Here is an 18,106-nt window from a genome sequence, read left to right as displayed (position 1 = left end):
AGATGGAGCAACAAGGCAGCCGGGCGTCGGCCGGAGGTGACAGGACTCTGCGCGGAGGACGTTTCGCACCGCGCGCGGTGATGCTGAATGCCGGGCTGGCGCTGGTCTATTGCGTCGTCGGGTGGCTGGGCCTGAAAATGGCGATCCCGCCCGGCTATGCGACGTTGATCTGGCCAGCGTCGGGTATAGCCGTATCCGCCATCCTGATTTTCGGACGCGCGCTATGGCCGGGCGTTGCGCTCGGCGCCTTCGTCGTCAATGCCGCGATCGGCATGATGCGACTGGAGACTGCGGGCCTGCCGCTGATCCTGTCCAACGCGCTGTGCATCGCGATCGGATCAACATTGCAGGCGCTGATCGCGGGCAGCATCGTCCGCGTCCGGTTCGGGACGCCAATCCGGCTGACATCGGCCTACGATATTGCGTTGCTGGCAGCGCTCATCTGTCCCCTGGCCTGTGTAGTCGCGCCAAGCGTCGGCGTCGCCACGCTCTACCTGAACCAAACCATCCCTGCCGCCGCCATCGGTGAAAGCTGGGCGACATGGTGGGCGGGCGACCTTCTGGGGGTGCTTATCGTCACCCCGGTCATCATGCTCAGTCCCTGGAAGGGATGGCGGATATTGTGGCGCGACGAGCCGATTGCCCAATACACCGCCACGATGAGCGCGGTTATGATCGTCATGATCGGCGGCACGTTGACCGCATGGAAGGTCACGTCCGAATTTGTCCATGACCGCAATCAGGCCAGCTTCGCTGTGCTGGCGCGTGAGAATGAGCGGGCATTGCGATACCGGCTGGAAGCCTATGCCCGCAGTCTGGACGGCGCAGCTGCGCTGTTCGCTGCGTCCGACGACATTACCCCGGAGGATTGGCGTGCCTATGTCGCGGCGCTGGATATGGGCGCATTCCTGCCCGGCCTGAACGGCATTGGCTATATCCGCCCCGTGACGCCAGCGACGCTGCCAGCGTTTCAGCAGGGACAGGCGCAGCGCTTCCCCGGCTATCGGATCCATCCCGACAGCGGCGCTACCTTGCGCGGCGTGATCGCCCAGATCGAACCGATCGCGGCCAACCGCGCAGCCATGGGACTGGACATATTGGCCGAGGCCCGGCGGCGATCCGCCGCTCTGCACGCGCGCGACACCGGCAAGGCAACGATCACCCGGCGCATCATATTGGTCCAGGATGCGCAGCAGCGCCCCGGCTTCCTGCTGTTGCGACCGCTATATCGGCCTGGTCTGCCCCATGCGAGTGTTGACCAGCGGCGTAAGGGACTGATCGCATGGGTCTATGCGCCGTTCATCGCCAGCCGCCTGATGGAAGGGTTGACGCAAAGTCAGGGGCGGTCGCTGGACATCCATATTTTCGATGGTCCGGTGACGGACGATGACGACACTATCTATGCCAGCGCCGCCAAAGACGATCATGAGCCGCGATATAGCGTAACCCGCACGCTGTTTTTGATGGAACAAAGATGGACAGTGCGCTGGACCAGCACGCCGCAGTTTGAAGGGAGCGTATCGACCAGCGAAGGCTGGCTGGTGCTGGTCTGCGGACTGGCGATCAGCTGGATATTCGGCATATTGGCGCTGTCCTACATCCGGCGCGAGGCCTATGCGCTGCGGCAGGTGGAGATCAAGACCAGCGAGTTGATGGAACGCGAAGCGGGCCTCCAGCGCGCGGTCGGCGCGCTGGAAGAAAGCGAGCGGCATTTTTCCGCGCTCGCCAGCCTGTCGCCCGCCGGGATTTTCCGCACCGACGATCTGGGTTTCTGCAATTTCGCCAATGACGCCTGGCTGAAAACCACCGGCCTGTCGCGCGACGCAGTGATGGGCGTGGGGTGGATGGCGGCGATCCATCCCCATGACCGGGAGAAGATCCGCACGCAATGGCGGTCCGCTATGTCGCAGGGGCTGCCATGGCGGGTGGAATTACGCTTTTGCCACAGCGATGGCGGCATTTGCTGGGTCGACCTGATCTGCGGCCCGGAGGTCGATGCACAGGGTCAGCTGATCGGCCTGATCGGGGTTGGCACCGACATCAGCCGGCGCAAGGAGCTGGAACAGGAAAATGAAACCGCGCTGGTGCGCGCCGAACAGGCCGCCAATGCCAAGGCCGTTTTCCTGGCGAATATGAGCCATGAAATCCGCACGCCGATGAACGGTGTGATCGGCTTTACCGAATTGCTGTTGCAGGATGAACCGCGCCACGCACAGCGCGCCAAGCTGGAATTGATCCTGGAATCCAGCCAGTCGATGATGGAGTTGCTGAACGACATATTGGATTTTTCACGGATCGAAGCGGGCCAGATGGTGCTGGAACCCGAACCGGTAAACCTGCAGAAAAAATTGCAGGCGAGCGTTGCCGCGCTTCATGCGCTGGCCGAGCGCAAGGGGCTGCCGGTGTCCATCATCGTCGATCCGGCAATACCCCAGATGATATTGTGCGACCGGCTGCGGCTGCGCCAGATCATCGTCAACCTGCTGGCCAATGCGATCAAATTCACCCATGATGGGCATATCACCATACGGGCGATCAAGCTGCCCGGCGATATGCTGCGCGTAGAGGTGGAGGATACCGGCATCGGCATTGCCCGTGACCGGCAGACCGCGATCTTTCAGGAGTTTGTGCAGGCGCATGGGGCGGCGGCGCAGCGCCATGGCGGATCGGGGCTTGGCCTGGCGATATGCGATCAGCTGGCGCGGCTGATGGGCGGGCACATATTGCTGCGCAGCGATCTGGGTGAAGGCACGATTGTCGCGCTTGAAATACCCTTGGTGGCGGCGCCGAGTGAAGCGGCAACAAAGCTTCCCTCTGCCCTGCCCTCACCGGTCAGAGCCGCCATTGCGCGCCGCATCCTGTTGGTCGAGGATCATGACATCAACCAGTTGCTGGTGTCCGAGATGCTGGAGCGGCTGGGCCATGACGTCGCGATCGCAGCCAATGGTGTCGAGGCACTCGCCATGGTGAGCGATGCCCATGCGCGGGGATTGCCCTATGCGCTGGTGCTGATGGACCTGCGTATGCCGCACATGGATGGACTGAGCGCAGCGCGCAAGTTGCGAAGGCGGGGCCACAGCGCCGATCAGCTGCCGATCATCGCGATCAGCGCAAACGCCTATGCCGATGATATCGCCGCCTGTCTGGATGCCGGGATGCAGAGCCATGTCGCCAAACCCGTCAGGATGGCGGATTTGCAGGCGGTGCTGGAGCCATGGTTGCGCGCAAGTAACGACGATCGGGTGGTGGATGGACCGACACCATCACTGGCCCCGTCACCCCGGCTGGCGCGCATGTATCGCGAACGGCTTGACAATATCGCCACGCAATTTGCCAGCGCCGCCGCGCCCGATGGCCTGACCAGCGAGGCCAAGGCGCAGCTGCGCACCGCGATGCACCAGCTGGCCGGGACCGCTGGCCTGTTCGAGAGTGTGACGACCACCAGCGCGATGCGAGAGCTTTACGAGGCACTGGATAGCTGGTCCGACGCGCAATGGCCGCAACAGATTCGCGAGGCCGCCGATCGATTCGCCACGATCGCAGCGCAGGCGGAACGGGTGATGTAACGCTAACATAGGTTGTAGGCCGAATTTAGTCCCCGCCTGAAACAATGTTCTGCCGGATTTGCCCCTTAGAGCGCTTGATGGCGGGATGCGGTTGGGTTAGCGCACGTATATAACAAATGTTTAACAGGGCTGGGGTCGGCGTGATACATAAGGTTTATGTCGTCGATGACGACGAACTAACGTGCGTCGCGTTGCGCGACATGCTCGAAATCGTGCCGGGGGTCGATGTCGAGATATTTGCATCAGGCAATGATTTCCTGGACGCCATGCCGGTCGCTGGCGGGCTGTTGCTGATGGATGTCTATATGCCCGGCCTGGACGGTTTTGCGACGATCGCAAAATTGGAAACGAAGCACAGCCATTTTCCCACCATCATGATGTCGGGCCGGGGCGAAATCCGCCAGGCGGTGCAGGCGATGAAAATGGGCGCGATCGACTATCTGGAAAAGCCGTGCCAGCCCCACGCCCTTTATGCGGCGGTCAAGGCCGGGCTGGACCAGCTGAAAACGGTGCTGGATGATCAGAGCGCCAGCGCCGACGCGCAGCAGCGCATCGCCAGCCTGACCGATCGGGAAAGCGAGCTGCTGCGCCTGCTGGTCAGCGGCATGACCAACAAGGACGCGGCCGAGCAGATGGCGATCAGCGTGCGGACCGCAGAGGCCCATCGCGCCAAAATGATGCTGAAGCTGGGTGCGGACAATTTTACCGACGTCATGCGGCTGGCCTATGCGTCTGGCTTTGCGACGCTGAACCCGGAAAATGGCGCGTCACCGGCACTGCAACAGGCTTAACGTTGCGGTAAGCATTTATGCTTACGTATTTATACCAATTCGCAGGCACAACGGCGATATGCGGGATGGCAGCATCATTTCATACCCCTTGATGCGGGTCATCCTGTTCGCCGGAGCCATGGCTTGTTCCAGCCTTGCCATGGGTCATACGGCGAATGCCGCCTCCGGCGGTGCGGCGGTGACGATCTTACGATCGTTATCGGCGACCCAGGAAGAATCGCTCGATTTCGGGCGCATTCTTCCTGCGGCGCAGGACGGAATCGTAACGGTACGGCCTGATGGCGGGACCGAATGTAGCGGCGCCATGCTGTGCCTGGGTGAGCGACAGCCTGCATTGTTCCGGCTGACCGGCGCGGACGTGCCACTGGCGGTGTCGATTGACCCGGTGGTCGCCATGGTCGGGCCGGATTCGGCAAGCCTTATGGTGACATTGTTGCCGTCTGGGCCGGTGGCGATGGCGAGTCCGACCGGGACCCCCTATGCCGTGGGCGGGCAGATGATCGTGACGGCAGGAACGCCGCCGGGCAGCTATGCAGGGCAATATAATATTAGCTTTGAATATCAGTAACTTATACTGAATCTCTCAACCCTTCATATGGTTAATGGCGGCTTTACCATGCCCATTAGCCTTAGGTAGACGGACATTTCCTATCAATGCCCTTGTCGGAGCTGGAATGCCGACGCTAACCAAGGGGTATATGACATGACCAACAAATCCGTTCAGGCCCTGGGCCTGACTGCCATGCTGTTTGCAGGCGCTGCGCTCTCGATCGAACCCGCCCATGCTGCATCCGCCACCGGCGATGCAACGGTTAAGATCCTTCGCGCCATCACAGTCACCAAATCGTCTGACCTGGACTTTGGCAAGATCGTGCCGTCGGCCGCTGCTGCGACTGTCGCCATCGCCGAAGATAATAGCCGCGTCTGCGGCAGCGGCCTGTCCTGCTTCGGCACGACCACGGCGGGCGCCTTTGCCGTCGTCGGCACGGCGAATGAAACCGTGACCGTCGCGATCGACAATCCGTCGATCACCCTGACCGATGGCGGATCGAACAGCATGGCGGTAGCGCTGGCGACGACGACGTCGGCGATGACCCTGTCCGGCACGGGTGATGGCAGCTTCAAGGTGGCTGGCACGCTGAATGTCGGCGCCAATCAGGCGGCTGGCACCTATTCGGGCCAATATGCTGTCTCGGTTTCCTATCAGTAAGATCATGGTCGGCAGGGGCGGCGCACAAGCGCCGTACCCATGCCGTGCCGATGCCGGAGGGAGGACAGGGTGATGCGTGCAATGTCCGCCATGGCGGCGATTGCCCTGAGCCTGTCCCCCCTGCCCGGCAATCTTGCCCATGCCGACACGCGCAAATCCGCGCCGATTGTCGAGGCGGCCACCGACATCAGTTTCGGGATAGTGGCAGCCAGCACGACCGGCGGCACGATCGAGCTGACGCCATCAGGCGTGGCACGATGCTCCTCCGGGCTGCAATGCCTGGGCGGCGAGCGAGCCGGACTATTCTATGTCACCGGGCCGAAAGACTATATGGTCGGCATATTGCTGGCCCCTGCCCAACTGACCAATGGACGCGGCAATAGCCTGTTGGCGCTTCCCAAAGCGTCGCAATCGACGATGGTTTTGGACCCTGGCAAGCGCAAGAATCAGTTCAGCGTCGGCGGCACGCTGACCCTGTCAGCGGCACAGCCCGAAGGCGCATATACGGGCAGCTATGCGGTAATGGTCGAATATTTCTGACCCACACCCGGCATGGTTAGCGAGTTGCTAACCAATTTTCGTCATCCCTGCCCTTTGCGGCCCGCTGGACACGAAGCCGCTGACATGGGGTGATAATATGAAACGGACGATGATGACGGTGGCGCTGGCCGCTGCCCAAGCCCTTGCGCCGACCATGGCGCAGGCAGCCGCAGGCGACCTGCTGGTCGCGCCGACCCGCCTGATCATGAGCGCCAATAGCGGCGGCGAAGTGGTGGTCAATAATAGCGGCGACAAGGCGACGACCTACCGCATATCGCTGGTGCTGCGAAAGATGACGGCGGAGGGGACGATCGAATCGGTCGATGAAGCGACCGCGTCGCAGCGGGATGCCGCCGCGCTGGACCTGATCACCTACGCCCCGCGCAAGATCACGCTGGCGCCGCAGCAATCGCAGACGGTGCGGATCGGCGTGCGAGTGCCGCCGACCATGCCGGGCGGCGAATATCGCGCGCATCTGCTGTTCCGCGCCGTGCCTGACGTGGCCGATGCCGCCGCGCCAGTGCCCGCGGGCGATGGCATGTCGATCAGCCTGACACCCATTTATGGCGTGACCATTCCGGTCATCGTGCGCGTGGGTGAACCGAAAGGCAGCGCCAGCCTGAACAACGCGCGACTGAGCGTGCAGGACGGCCAGGCGCAGCTGGACGTGGACCTGATGCGCGCGGGTGACCGATCCGTCTATGGTACGCTGGAATTGATGCAGGCCGATGGCAAGACGGCGATCGCCACGATCAAGGGGATCGCCGCCTATCCCGAAGTGGCGCAGCGACACATCATGCTGCCAATCGACAAGGCGGCGCTGGCGCGGGTGAGCGGGCCGCTCAAGGTGCGGTTCGTGGAGACCGATCCGGCGGCGGGCGGCGCGGTGAGCGAAACCGCCGTGGCGCGGCCCTGACACCAAGCCAAGGGTTCAGACCCCATGAACGCGCAGCCCCGGCTGTGGCGTGTCCTGCTGTCATGTCTGCTGGTCCTGCTACTGTTGCGCGCGGGTCCGGCGATGGCGGCGGCCGCGCCGCTGTCTCCCGACGACGCGCTGTTATTCGACGCGCGGGTCGGGTCGCTGTCGGTCGGCAACGGCATTCGCGGCTTTGCGGTCGAGGATGCCATCTGCCTGGATTTGGGCGATGTGATAGACGCGTTGAACATCGCGCTGGTGCCGAGCGAGGACAAGCGCCGGGCGGAAGGCTGGGCCTTTGATGAGGCACGGCACATCGCCATAGACCGCGATACGGGCGAGGCGCGGTTCGGGACGGAATATATGCGGCTGGGCGCGGGCGACATATATGACAGCCGGTCGGGGTGGTGCGTTGGCACCCATGCGCTGGGCCGGTGGCTGGACGTCACGTTCGACGCCGACACGACCAACGCGATCCTGACGATCACATCGCCAGCGCCCCTGCCCATCGAAGCGGCGTTGCGCCGGACAGCGGCGGCGGAACGACTGGCGGCCAAGGCGCAACCCCAGACGGCCGGGCTGGAACGGCGTGCCTTTCCCTATCGACTATGGCGTATGCCCGCACTGGATGCGTCGCTGTCCGCCGGATGGCAGCGCGACGCCAAGGGCGCGCAGGTGCGGACGAGCCGCTATGAAATGCTGGCGGCGGGTGAACTGGCCTATGCGTCGGCTGAAGCGCGGCTGGTATCCGATGTACGCGGGATGCCAGACAGCGTGCGGCTACGGCTCTATCGGGCCGATCCTGACGGACAATTGCTGGGTCCGCTGGCAGCGACGCAGGCGGCGGTCGGAGATGTGGACAGCTTTGCGGTCCCGCTGGTCGCCGGTTCTGCCAGCGGGCGCGGCCTGTCGCTGACCAACCGGCCACTGGATGCCATTGGCGAATTTGACAAGGTGGCGCTGACCGGCCTGTTGCCGCAGGGGTGGGACGCGGAACTCTATCGCAACGGGGAGTTGTTGCGCGTGGTCCCCGGCGATGCGGCGGGTCGCTATGCCTTTCGCGATGTCGCCCTGCGCCATGGCGTGAATGTGCTGGAGGTCGTGCGCTATGGCCCGCAGGGACAGGTAAGGCGCGAACGGCGGGTCTATAATATCGCGGCGCAATCGCCGGGGCCGGGCGAAACCTGGTGGTCCACCACTATCGTACAGGGCAATCATGATCTGCTGCGTTTCGGTGCCAGCCGCCAGACCCCGGCATCGGGATGGCGTGGCAGCATGTCGGTGGACCATGGACTGGGCCGGGGAACGTCGATCGGCGCGGCGGTCGTGCGTGCGCCCTCATCCGACGGCAGCGCCGATTTCGCCCATCTCAACATGCGCGGCGGGCTGGCAGGGATGCTGGGGGAGTTGTCCTGGGCCGGGCGTAGGGGCGGCGGATCGGCGATGCGGGCGTCGGTCGTCGGTGATCTGTTCAAGACCAGCATCGCGGTGGAGGCGGTGCATAATCGCGGGCTGCGATCCGAGCGGATGGACCCGGCGTTGCGATCGTCGGTCGGGGTTGCGCTCGACCGGCCGGTTCGTGCAGCGGGGCTGATCCTGCCGCTGCATTTCGACCTGCGATCGACCCGGCAGCGGAGTGGACAGGGGGTGGAGGCGAATGGGCGCCTGTCCGTGGCATCGCGCAGCGTCGCGGCGAGCCTGGTCGGCGGATGGAGCCGCTTCCGGTCGAGCGACGGCATCACGCGCGACAATGCGACAGCGGGGCTGTTGGTCAGCGGGCGGGCGGGCAAGATCAGATTGCGTGGCGAAGTCCATTGGCGGTTGACGCCCGATCCGGCACTGATGGGGGTGCAGCTGACCGCGAACCGGGCGCTGGGCGCGGCAGACATGGTGCAGATTTCCGCCAATTATGCAGCAAGCGAAGGAAAATTTGCGATCGACGCGGCCTATGCGCGCGATTTCGGCCCGGCGGCCCTGACGCTGAACCTGTCCGGCGATAGCCGCCGGGCAGTGGCGATCGGGCTGGGGCTGACCTTCAGCGTGGGGCCGGGGGGCGATGAGCGGTTCGGGCGGGTGCGTTCGGCGTCGCAGGCGCGAGGCGGCGCGCTGCTGGTGCGGGCCTTTCACGATCTGGACGGCAATGGGCGGCGCGATGCGGGCGAGCCGCCCTTCGCCGATCCGGTCGGCGTGCTGGTGAACGACATGCCGATGCCCGCGCGGCTGCGCGACGAGGCGGAGCGGGACGTCGAGTTGGACGGGCTAAGCCCCGCTACCCCGGTCAAGATCGCGCTCGACGAAGCATCGCTGTCCGATCCGTTCGATATACCGAGCAATCCGGGTATTCTCGTCACCCCCCGTGCGGGGTTGCGCGAAGTGGTGGAGCTGGGCGTGTCGCCCTCTGCCGCGGTCGAGGGGAGGCTGGCGATGGACGGGCGGGCGCTGGCGGGGGAGACGATGGAGTTGCTGACGATGGACGGGGTTAGCGCCTATCGCGCCCGCACAGAGTTTGACGGCATGTTCAGTTTCGAGCGGGTCCGCTATGGCCGCTACCGATTGAAAGTGGCGCAGGGCCGCCACCCCCATGTCGAGCAGATTGTCGAACTGGGCCAGACGCGCAGCATGGTGCGGCTGGGCGTCATCGACGTGCGCGCGACGGCCCAGTTGGCCGCGCGGTAAGTCAGAACTCGATCAACGCCACCTTGGTCTTGAGATTGGCGACATAGGCTTCGCGGCCCAGATCCTTCCCGATGCCCGATTGTTTGAAGCCGCCGGTGGGCAGGATGAAGTCGTTGCTGCGGCCATAGCGGTTGACCCAGACGGTGCCGGCCTCCAGCGCACGGGTGGCGCGCAGGGCGCGGGTCAGATCGCTGGTATGGACGCCAGCGGCCAGCCCATAGGCGCTGTCATTGGCCAGCGCATAAGCCTCGCCTTCGTCGGCGAAGGTCTGGACGGTCAGCACGGGTCCGAAAATTTCGCCCTGCACCGCTTCGCTATGCTGCGCAGCATTTTGCAGCAAAGTCGGCTGGAAATAGCTGCCATCCTGCGGCGCGGTGGCGCGGGTTCCGCCGGTCAGCACTTGCGCGCCATCAGCGACCGCTCGCTGAACGATGCCGTCGATCCGGTCGAGCTGGCCTTCCGAAATGATCGGGCCAAGCGTGCTGTCGCTGGCCCAGGTCGGTCCCGCCTTGTGCGCGGCGAAGGCCGTCATGATGCGGTCGATCACCTGATCGGCGACCTTGTCCTGCACCAGCAGGCGCGATCCGGCGACGCAGACCTGGCCAGCATTCAGCGTAATCGCGCGCGCGACGATGGCCGATGCCTTGTCCAGCCCAGCGTCGGCAAAGATGATCTGCGGGCTTTTGCCGCCAAGTTCCAGCGTCACCGGCTTTGGCCCGGTCTGGGCGCAGGCGGTCATGATCGCCGCGCCAGTGGCGGTCGATCCGGTGAAGGTGACCTTCGCCACCTCAGGCCGCCGGACCAGCGGATCGCCGACGCTGCGCCCGTCCCCCTGCACGACATTGAAGATGCCCGCGGGCAGCCCGGCCTCGATCGCCAGTTCAGCCAGGCGCACGATGCTGAACGGCGTCATTTCGGAGGGCTTGAGCACGATGCTGTTCCCCGCCGCGATGGCGGGCGCGATTTTCCATGCGGCCATCACCAGCGGCAGGTTCCACGGCGCGATCGCCGCGACCACGCCATAGGGTTCGTGGATGGTGAGGCCCAGCTTGTCGGGCGTCGTCGCTGCGACTTCGCCGCCAATCTTGTCCGCCCATTCGGCAAAGAAACGGACGGTTTCCGCCGTGTAGCTGGCGTCCCAGGCGCGGATTTCGTGGATCATGCGGGTAGAGCCGAGCGCTTCGAGCGGGGCCAGCACCTCGATGTCCGCCTCGATCAGGTCGGCCCAGCGGCGCAACACCCGCATCCGCCCGCGCGGGTCGGTCTGTGCCCAGCCGCTGCTCTTATAGGCGCGCTGTGCGCTTTCGACCGCTTGCGCCAGCTGCGCGTCGTCCACACTGTCGAGATCGGCATAGACCCGCCCGTCGGAGGGACGGCGCACGGGGATCGCACGCCCGCGCCCGGTAACACGCCGCCCGCCGATAAAATTGCTGCCCTGGGGCAAGGCGATCAGATCGGGGTTGAAAATGTCCACGGCGCGGCTCTCCTTCATGCAGGCTGGTTGACAGAATATGGATCGCGCGCGGCATGTGTTGCAGTTGCGCGGGAAAATCTGCGCGATAATCTTCCAAAATCAGCGCGAAGGCAGCAGCCAATGCTTGGACACGCCGATTAAGCTTGCCCCAAGTGATTCCTAATCAAGGCAGGCGGACGACCCTTTTCCGCCGGGGAGCAAGACGCATGGCGACAGGCATAGAGGCGATGGTGGACCTGCGGGCAATGACCGTGGATGATCTGACCGCCGCCCACACGCTTTCCAGCGAGCAGAAATGGCCGCACCGGATCGAGGATTGGGACATGCTGCTCAGCCTTGGCTTTGGCTATGTCGCGGAGCGTGACGGGGAAGTCATCGGCACCGCCATGGCGTGGCTGTACGGCACCAACGCCGCTACGCTGGGGATGGTGATCGTATCGCCCGCCGCCCAGGGCATGGGGCTGGGCCGCCGGTTGATGGAAACGGTGATGGCCGACCTTGGCGACCGCACGATCCTGCTCAATGCGACGGACGAAGGCGCGCCATTATATCGAAAGCTGGGCTTTGAGAGCATCGGCCCGGTGTTCCAGCATCAGGGCGCAGCCTTTGCGGTGCCGGTCGCCGAACTGATCCCCGACGAACGGGTGCGACCGCTGGGGGCCAAGGATATGCCGACGCTTCATGCGCTGGCGCGGCGGGCCAGCGGCATGAACCGCGATGCGCTGCTCGATGCGCTGGTGCCGGGCGCGCAGGGCGTGGTGCTGACACGCGCCAACGAACCGGTCGGCTTTGCGCTATTTCGCCGCTTCGGGCGCGGCTATGTGGTCGGGCCGACCGTCGCGCCCGACACCGGTGGCGCGAAGGCGCTGATTTCGCACTGGCTGGGTTCCAATAGCGGCATTTTCTGTCGGCTCGACGTGCCGGAGGAAAGCGCGCTGTGCAGTTGGCTCGATGAACTGGGCCTACCGTGCGTTGGTCGGGTGATGCGCATGGTGCGCGGCCCGATGCCACAGACCGACCCTTCGATCAAAGTTTTTTCCCTCACGACACAGGCGCTCGGATGACCCTTTCCCTTTCCAATCCCGCCCTTTTCGTCGAGCGCACCTTTATTGGCGGCGCATGGGTCGGCGCGGCGTCGGGCGCGACCGTGCCGGTGGACAATCCCGCGACCGGCGCGATCATCGGCACCGTGCCCGATTGCAGCGCAGCCGATACGCAGGCGGCGATCGACGCGGCAGAAGCCGCCTTCCCGGCGTGGAAAGCCCGGACGGCGGGCGATCGCGCGGCCATGCTGGAGCGGTGGCACGCGCTGGTGCTGGCCAACGTCGCCGATCTGGGCCGGATCATGACCGCCGAACAGGGCAAGCCGATCGCGGAAGCCGAGGGCGAAATTCGCTATGCCGCCAGCTTCATCAAATGGTTTGCCGAAGAAGCCCGGCGGATCGAGGGTGGCATCATCCCCGCGCCCGAAGCCAACCGCCGCATATTGGTGATGAAGGAACCGGTCGGCGTGTCCGCCGCGATCACCCCGTGGAATTTCCCCGCCGCGATGATCACCCGCAAGTGCGCGCCTGCGCTGGCCGCCGGTTGCCCGGTGGTGGTGAAGCCATCCGAACTCACACCCTATAGCGCGCTGGCCATGGCGAAGCTGGCGGAGGAAGCGGGTTTTCCGGCGGGGGTTTTCAACGTCGTGACTGGCCTGCCCGCCGCGATCGGCGGGGCGCTGACCGCCAGTCCTGTGGTGCGCAAATTGTCCTTCACCGGATCGACCCGCGTGGGTGCTTTGCTGATGCGGCAGTGCGCAGACACGATCAAGCGGGTCAGCTTCGAGCTGGGCGGCAATGCGCCGCTGATCGTGTTCGATGACGCCGATATCGACTTGGCCGTCGCCAGCACGATGGTCAGCAAATTCCGCAATGCGGGGCAAACCTGCGTCTGCGCCAACCGGATATTGGTGCAGGACAGCATCTATGACCAGTTTGCAGAGAAGCTGGCGAAAGCCGTGTCGGCGCTAAATGTTGCACCCGGCGACATGCCGGGCAGCACGATCGGCCCGCTGATCAATGCCGCCGCCGCCGACAAGGTGAAGGCGCATATTGACGACGCATTGTCCCACGGCGCGACCCTGTTTGCGCAGGCACCGGAGGGCGCGAGCGGTGAACGCTTTGCCCGCCCGGTGGTGCTGACCGGTGCGACGCGCGACATGCGGCTCGCCGAAGAAGAAACGTTTGGGCCGGTCGCGCCGCTGTTCCGCTTTACCCATGAGGATGAGGCGATCGAGCTGGCCAATGCGACCAGCTATGGTCTGGCCAGCTATTTCTACACCGAAAATCTGCATCGTGCTTTCCGCGTGGCAGAGCGGCTGGAGGCAGGCATGGTGGCGCTCAACAGCGGGTCGATCGCGATGGAGGTCGCGCCGTTCGGCGGGGTCAAGATGTCCGGCCTAGGCCGCGAGGGTGCCCATGCGGGGATCGAGGAATATCTGGAAACCAAGGCATTCCATATCGCCGGCCTGAAATTGTAAACGCACCCAAGTTCCGTTCGCCCTGAGCCTGTCGAAGGGTCGTATTTCACTTCAAGACAGAACAGGGCTTCGACAGGCTCAGCCCGAACGGGAGTTTTCTATGACCCGCAACTACACCATCTCCGTTATCCCCGGCGACGGCATCGGCAAGGAAGTGATGCCCGAAGGCATCCGCGTGCTGGAGCGGGCGGCGAGCCTCTATGGCTTTACCATCGCACAACAATGGCAGGATTTCGCCTGCTGCGATTATTATGCCAAACATGGCCAGATGATGCCGGACGACTGGAAGGAGCAGATCGGCAAGCCCGATGCGATCTTCTTTGGCGCGGTCGGATGGCCCAATACGGTGCCCGATCATGTTTCGCTGTGGGGATCGCTGCTCCAGTTTCGGCGCGAATATGACCAATATGTCAATCTGCGCCCGGTCCGGCTGATGCCCGGCGTCCCATGCCCGCTGGTGGGCCGTGAACCGGGCGATATCGATTTCTGGGTCGTGCGCGAGAATACCGAAGGCGAATATAGCTCGGTCGGCGGAAAGATGTTCCCCGGCACCGATCGCGAGATCGTCATCCAGGAAACGGTGATGACCCGCCACGGGACCGACCGGGTGCTGCGCTATGCGTTCGATCTGGCCGCGACGCGCGACCGCAAGCATGTAACGTCCGCCACCAAATCCAATGGCATCGCGATCACCATGCCCTGGTGGGACGAACGGGTGGAGGAGATGGCCAAAAATTACCCGACCGTCAGCCATGACAAATATCATATCGACATTTTGACCGCTCAGTTCGTGCTGAACCCCGACCGGTTCGACGTGGTGGTCGCGTCCAATCTGTTCGGCGATATCTTGTCGGACCTTGGCCCGGCCTGCACCGGCACCATCGGCGTCGCGCCGTCGGGCAATATCAACCCGGACGGCACCCATCCGTCGCTGTTCGAGCCGGTTCATGGCTCCGCGCCCGACATTGCCGGGAAAGGCATTGCCAATCCGGTCGGCCAGATCTGGTCGGCGGCGATGATGCTGGAGCATCTGGGTGAGGCAGACGCCGCCGCCGCAATTATGCGCGCGGTGGAAACCGTGCTGGCAGAACCCGGTTTGCGTACCGGCGACCTCAAAGGCAAAGCCAATACCGAGCAATGTGGCAAGGCGATTGCTGACGCCTTGACCTGACCCTGCGCGGCGCAGCATAATATGCTGCGCCGTTTCGCTAATACGGCCAGACACAGGCCCGCAACCGGCCAGATTGAGACTTTCCCGCTGCGGCACAAGGATAGGCTGCATCCCATAACCACCATGGCGAGCACCCCGACGATGCACCAATCCAACCGTTCCCTGCTGGACATCGACCGCGATCATTTGATCCATTCGGTCACATCCTTCCGCGCCCATGAAGCGCGCGGCGCGACCATGCTGCAAAGTGGCAAGGGCATGTGGCTGACCGATATGGACGGGCGCGAGGTGCTCGATGCCTTTGCCGGGCTGTGGTGCGTCAATGTGGGTTACGGGCAGGACAGCATTGTCGAGGCGGCGGCGGAGCAGATGCGCCGCCTGCCCTACGCCACCGGCTATTTCCATTTCGGTTGCGAGCCTGCCGCGCGGCTGGCGGAGCGGCTGGTCGCCCTGTCGCCAGAAGGGCTGGACCATGTCTATTTCACGCTGGGCGGATCGGACGCGGTGGACTCGGCGATCCGCTACATCACCCATTATTATAATGCGATCGGCAAGCCGACCAAGAAACAGTGCATCGCACTGGAGCGGGGCTATCATGGATCGAGCAGCAGCGGCGCGGGGCTGACGGCGCTGGCCAATTTCCATCGCAATTTCGACCTGCCGCTCCGCTGGCAGCATCATATCGCATCGCCCTACCCCTATCGCAGCGATCTGGAGGGCGATGATGCCGCCATCATCGCCCGGTCGGTGCAGCAGTTGAAAGACAAGGTTGCAGAACTGGGCGCAGACAATGTTGCGGCCTTCTTCTGCGAACCGATCCAGGGATCGGGCGGGGTGATCGTGCCGCCGGTCGGCTGGCTCAAGGCCATGCGACAGGCGTGCGATGAGCTGGACATATTGCTGGTCGCTGATGAGGTCATCACCGCGTTCGGGCGCACCGGGCCGATGTTCGCCTGCGAAGCCGAGGATGTGACGCCTGACCTGATGACCGTCGCCAAGGGGCTGACCGCCGGCTATGTGCCGATGGGCGCGGTGCTGATGTCGGATAAAGTCTATCAGGGCATTGCCGATGGCGCGGCCGCCGATGTCGTCATCGGCCATGGCGCGACCTATTCGGGCCATCCGGTGAGCGCAGCAGTGGGGCTGGAAGTGCTGCGCCTCTATACCGAGGGCGGGATATTGGCCAACGGGCAGAAGGTCGCGGCGCGCTTCGACGCGGGCCTCGCGGGGCTTGCCGATCATCCGCTAGTCGGTGACACGCGCGGGCGCGGCCTGCTGGGCGCGATCGAACTGGTCGCGGACAAGGGGACGAAGGCGCGATTCGACCCGGCGCTGAAAGTCGCCGACCGTCTGTTCAACGATGGCTATGCCAATGGCGTCATCTTCCGCGCCTTTGCCGACAATATTATCGGCCTCGCCCCGGCGCTATGCGCAACGGACGCGGAGATGGACGAGATATTCGCGCGCATCAGGAAAACGCTCGACGGCTTGCTCGAACAGGCCGATATTCGCGCGGCGCTGGGATAAATATAAGGGGGAACAAGGGCATGTTGGGCGGACCCAGACTGGACAGGATCGACCTGAAAATCCTGACGCAACTTCAGCAGTCGGGCCGGATCACCAATGTCGAGCTGGCCGATGCGGTCGGCCTGTCCCCCAGCCCCTGCCTCACCCGCGTCAAACGACTGGAAAAGGCGGGCTATATCACCGGCTATGGCGCGCATATCAATCTGCACAAGCTGGGGGAATTTCTGACCGTCTTTACCGAAGTCACGCTGAGCGAGCATCGGTCGGGTGACTATTCCCGGTTCGAAACCCGCATCCGCAAGCTGGACGAGATCGTCGAATGTCATCTGGTCAGCGGCGGCTATGATTATCTGCTGAAATTCGTGACCCGCGGTGTCGGCCATTATCAGTCGATCATCGAAGGGATGCTGGAAAGCGATTACGGCATTGAAAAATATTTCAGCTATGTCGTGATCAAATCGCCCTTCATCAAACATCATTATCCGATCCAGCATCTGTTCGGCGAGCAGCGATAATTTCATGACCGACATCACCGACCTGATCGAACCGCTTGTCGCCTTCCGCCGCGACATTCATGCGCACCCGGAACTCGGCTTTTGCGAACATCGCACAGCGGGCCGCATTGCCGAGCAGTTGCGCGCGCTGGGGCTGGAGGTGCATGAGGGGATCGGGCGGACCGGGGTTGTCGGCGTGCTGCGCAACGGAACGTCGGGGCGCAGCATTGGCCTGCGCGCCGACATGGACGCGCTGCCGATCGAGGAGCAAACCAACCTGCCCTGGGCCAGCAGGACGCCCGGCACCTTCCATGGCTGCGGCCATGACGGGCATGTCGCGATGCTGCTGGGCGCGGCGCAGCAACTGACGCGCAGCCGTAATTTCGACGGGACGGTCAACTTCTTCTTCCAGCCCGCCGAAGAGGGGCAGGGCGGCGCGCGCGAAATGGTGAAGGAAGGGCTATTCGAGCGCTTCCCGTGCGATCGGGTGTTTGGCCTGCATAACTGGCCCGATCTGCCCGCTGGCACGATCGCAACCCGCCCCGGCCCGATCATGGGCGCGGCGGACAAGTTCGAAATTATATTGGAAGGGCGCGGCGGCCATGCGGCGATCCCGCAGGATACGCCGGACGCGATTTTGGCGGCGGCAACATTGGTGACGCAGATGAACGCGATCCTATCGCGCCGGATCGCGCCGACTGCATCTGCCGTGCTGTCGATCACGCAAATCCATGGCGGGCATACGCATAATGTGATCCCAGCCGAAGTGCGCATCGGCGGGACGGTGCGGACGTTCGACGCGCAAGTGCAGGACAAGATAGAAGCGTCGATCCGCGAGATTGCGACCGGTGTGGCGATGGCGAACGGGCTAAGCGCGAGTGTCGATTACCAGCGTTACTATCCCGCGACGATCAATGATGCGGAGGCGGCGCAGGAGGCGCTGGATGCCGCGGCGACCGTCGGCATCGCGCAGGTCGCCCCCGACCCGGCCTTCACGTCGGAAGATTTCGCCTTCATGCTGCAAGCGTGCAAAGGCGCCTATATCTGGCTGGGTCAAGCCAAGCCGGACGGCGGCGCACCGCTGCATAACCCGCATTATGATTTCAACGATGATGTGCTGGGTCTGGGTATCCGGCTGCATGTCGCGTTGGTCGAGCGACATTTGGCATAAGCGCCAACCTCCGTTCGTTTCGAGCGAAGTCGAGAAACCTGCGCGC

At 63.9% G+C, this 18,106-nt stretch carries 14 protein-coding genes; 13 read left to right on the top strand and 1 reads right to left on the bottom strand.

The genetic code is table 11. From position 1 onward, the window contains the following. The first annotated feature begins 2 nt into the window (after window positions 1-2). The 7 genes from ACODSR_RS17200 to ACODSR_RS17170 all read left to right on the top strand — a co-directional run bounded on the left by ACODSR_RS17200 (window position 3) and on the right by ACODSR_RS17170 (window position 9,699). Window positions 3-3,566, top strand: coding sequence for a CHASE domain-containing protein (locus ACODSR_RS17200; protein WP_489077851.1), 3,564 nt, complete (start codon window positions 3-5; stop codon window positions 3,564-3,566). A gap of 140 nt (window positions 3,567-3,706) precedes the next feature. Next, window positions 3,707-4,357 carry a response regulator transcription factor gene (locus ACODSR_RS17195; RefSeq protein ID WP_489077850.1) on the top strand — a complete coding sequence of 217 codons (651 nt, stop codon included), beginning with the start codon at window positions 3,707-3,709 and terminating at the stop codon, window positions 4,355-4,357. A gap of 91 nt (window positions 4,358-4,448) precedes the next feature. After that, a complete protein-coding gene (locus ACODSR_RS17190; protein ID WP_489077849.1) occupies window positions 4,449-4,925 on the top strand; it encodes a DUF4402 domain-containing protein in 477 nt (158 codons plus the stop codon). 135 nt (window positions 4,926-5,060) lie between these two features. After that, window positions 5,061-5,567 (top strand): DUF4402 domain-containing protein, encoded by a 507-nt coding sequence (locus ACODSR_RS17185; RefSeq protein WP_489077848.1) that lies wholly within the window; start codon window positions 5,061-5,063, stop codon window positions 5,565-5,567. 72 nt (window positions 5,568-5,639) lie between these two features. Continuing rightward, the gene (locus tag ACODSR_RS17180) at window positions 5,640-6,107 is read left to right on the top strand and encodes a DUF4402 domain-containing protein (protein WP_489077847.1); all 468 of its coding nucleotides are present in this window, start codon (window positions 5,640-5,642) and stop codon (window positions 6,105-6,107) included. A gap of 97 nt (window positions 6,108-6,204) precedes the next feature. Further along, a complete protein-coding gene (locus ACODSR_RS17175) occupies window positions 6,205-7,023 on the top strand; it encodes a fimbrial biogenesis chaperone (protein ID WP_489077846.1) in 819 nt (272 codons plus the stop codon). 24 nt (window positions 7,024-7,047) lie between these two features. After that, on the top strand, window positions 7,048-9,699 hold the full coding sequence (locus ACODSR_RS17170; RefSeq protein WP_489077845.1) for a carboxypeptidase regulatory-like domain-containing protein: 2,652 nt from the start codon (window positions 7,048-7,050) through the stop codon (window positions 9,697-9,699). A 1-nt stretch (window position 9,700) separates the two neighbouring features. Here ACODSR_RS17170 and ACODSR_RS17165 read toward each other — a convergent pair whose 3' ends face one another. Next, window positions 9,701-11,173 carry an aldehyde dehydrogenase family protein gene (locus ACODSR_RS17165; protein WP_489077844.1) on the bottom strand — a complete coding sequence of 491 codons (1,473 nt, stop codon included), beginning with the start codon at window positions 11,171-11,173 and terminating at the stop codon, window positions 9,701-9,703. A 206-nt stretch (window positions 11,174-11,379) separates the two neighbouring features. Here ACODSR_RS17165 and ACODSR_RS17160 point away from each other — a divergent pair, with 206 nt between their 5' ends. From ACODSR_RS17160 to ACODSR_RS17135, 6 genes are all read left to right on the top strand, one after another. Then, on the top strand, window positions 11,380-12,237 hold the full coding sequence (locus ACODSR_RS17160; RefSeq protein ID WP_489077843.1) for a GNAT family N-acetyltransferase: 858 nt from the start codon (window positions 11,380-11,382) through the stop codon (window positions 12,235-12,237). Next, window positions 12,234-13,697: an NAD-dependent succinate-semialdehyde dehydrogenase gene (locus tag ACODSR_RS17155; protein ID WP_489077842.1), complete on the top strand. Its 1,464-nt coding sequence runs from the start codon at window positions 12,234-12,236 to the stop codon at window positions 13,695-13,697. Before ACODSR_RS17160 ends, ACODSR_RS17155 begins: the two co-directional genes overlap by 4 nt. 100 nt (window positions 13,698-13,797) lie before the next feature. Next, entirely contained in the window at window positions 13,798-14,868 is a 1,071-nt protein-coding gene (locus ACODSR_RS17150) for a tartrate dehydrogenase (protein WP_489077841.1), read from the top strand. Window positions 14,869-14,991: 123 nt separating this feature from the next. Further along, the gene (locus tag ACODSR_RS17145; RefSeq protein ID WP_489077840.1) at window positions 14,992-16,395 is read left to right on the top strand and encodes an aspartate aminotransferase family protein; all 1,404 of its coding nucleotides are present in this window, start codon (window positions 14,992-14,994) and stop codon (window positions 16,393-16,395) included. 20 nt (window positions 16,396-16,415) lie between these two features. Then, on the top strand, window positions 16,416-16,910 hold the full coding sequence (locus ACODSR_RS17140) for an Lrp/AsnC family transcriptional regulator (protein ID WP_489077839.1): 495 nt from the start codon (window positions 16,416-16,418) through the stop codon (window positions 16,908-16,910). Window positions 16,911-16,914: 4 nt separating this feature from the next. After that, on the top strand, window positions 16,915-18,060 hold the full coding sequence (locus ACODSR_RS17135; protein WP_489077838.1) for a M20 aminoacylase family protein: 1,146 nt from the start codon (window positions 16,915-16,917) through the stop codon (window positions 18,058-18,060). Window positions 18,061-18,106 lie beyond the last annotated feature (46 nt).

This window comes from Sphingobium sp. FG125 (assembly GCF_057809795.1).
Note: the sequence above shows the minus strand (reverse complement) of the source record. Positions and strands in the feature narration are given on the sequence as shown.

Coding starts and splice junctions, on each gene's coding strand:
- ACODSR_RS17180 (WP_489077847.1), top strand. CDS start 5,640: ATGCGTGCAATGTCCGCCATGGCGGCGATTGCCCTGAGCCTGTCCCCC.
- ACODSR_RS17135 (WP_489077838.1), top strand. CDS start 16,915: ATGACCGACATCACCGACCTGATCGAACCGCTTGTCGCCTTCCGCCGC.
- ACODSR_RS17140 (WP_489077839.1), top strand. CDS start 16,416: ATGTTGGGCGGACCCAGACTGGACAGGATCGACCTGAAAATCCTGACG.
- ACODSR_RS17160 (WP_489077843.1), top strand. CDS start 11,380: ATGGCGACAGGCATAGAGGCGATGGTGGACCTGCGGGCAATGACCGTG.
- ACODSR_RS17150 (WP_489077841.1), top strand. CDS start 13,798: ATGACCCGCAACTACACCATCTCCGTTATCCCCGGCGACGGCATCGGC.
- ACODSR_RS17170 (WP_489077845.1), top strand. CDS start 7,048: ATGAACGCGCAGCCCCGGCTGTGGCGTGTCCTGCTGTCATGTCTGCTG.
- ACODSR_RS17200 (WP_489077851.1), top strand. CDS start 3: ATGGAGCAACAAGGCAGCCGGGCGTCGGCCGGAGGTGACAGGACTCTG.
- ACODSR_RS17155 (WP_489077842.1), top strand. CDS start 12,234: ATGACCCTTTCCCTTTCCAATCCCGCCCTTTTCGTCGAGCGCACCTTT.
- ACODSR_RS17185 (WP_489077848.1), top strand. CDS start 5,061: ATGACCAACAAATCCGTTCAGGCCCTGGGCCTGACTGCCATGCTGTTT.
- ACODSR_RS17145 (WP_489077840.1), top strand. CDS start 14,992: ATGGCGAGCACCCCGACGATGCACCAATCCAACCGTTCCCTGCTGGAC.
- ACODSR_RS17175 (WP_489077846.1), top strand. CDS start 6,205: ATGAAACGGACGATGATGACGGTGGCGCTGGCCGCTGCCCAAGCCCTT.
- ACODSR_RS17190 (WP_489077849.1), top strand. CDS start 4,449: ATGCGGGTCATCCTGTTCGCCGGAGCCATGGCTTGTTCCAGCCTTGCC.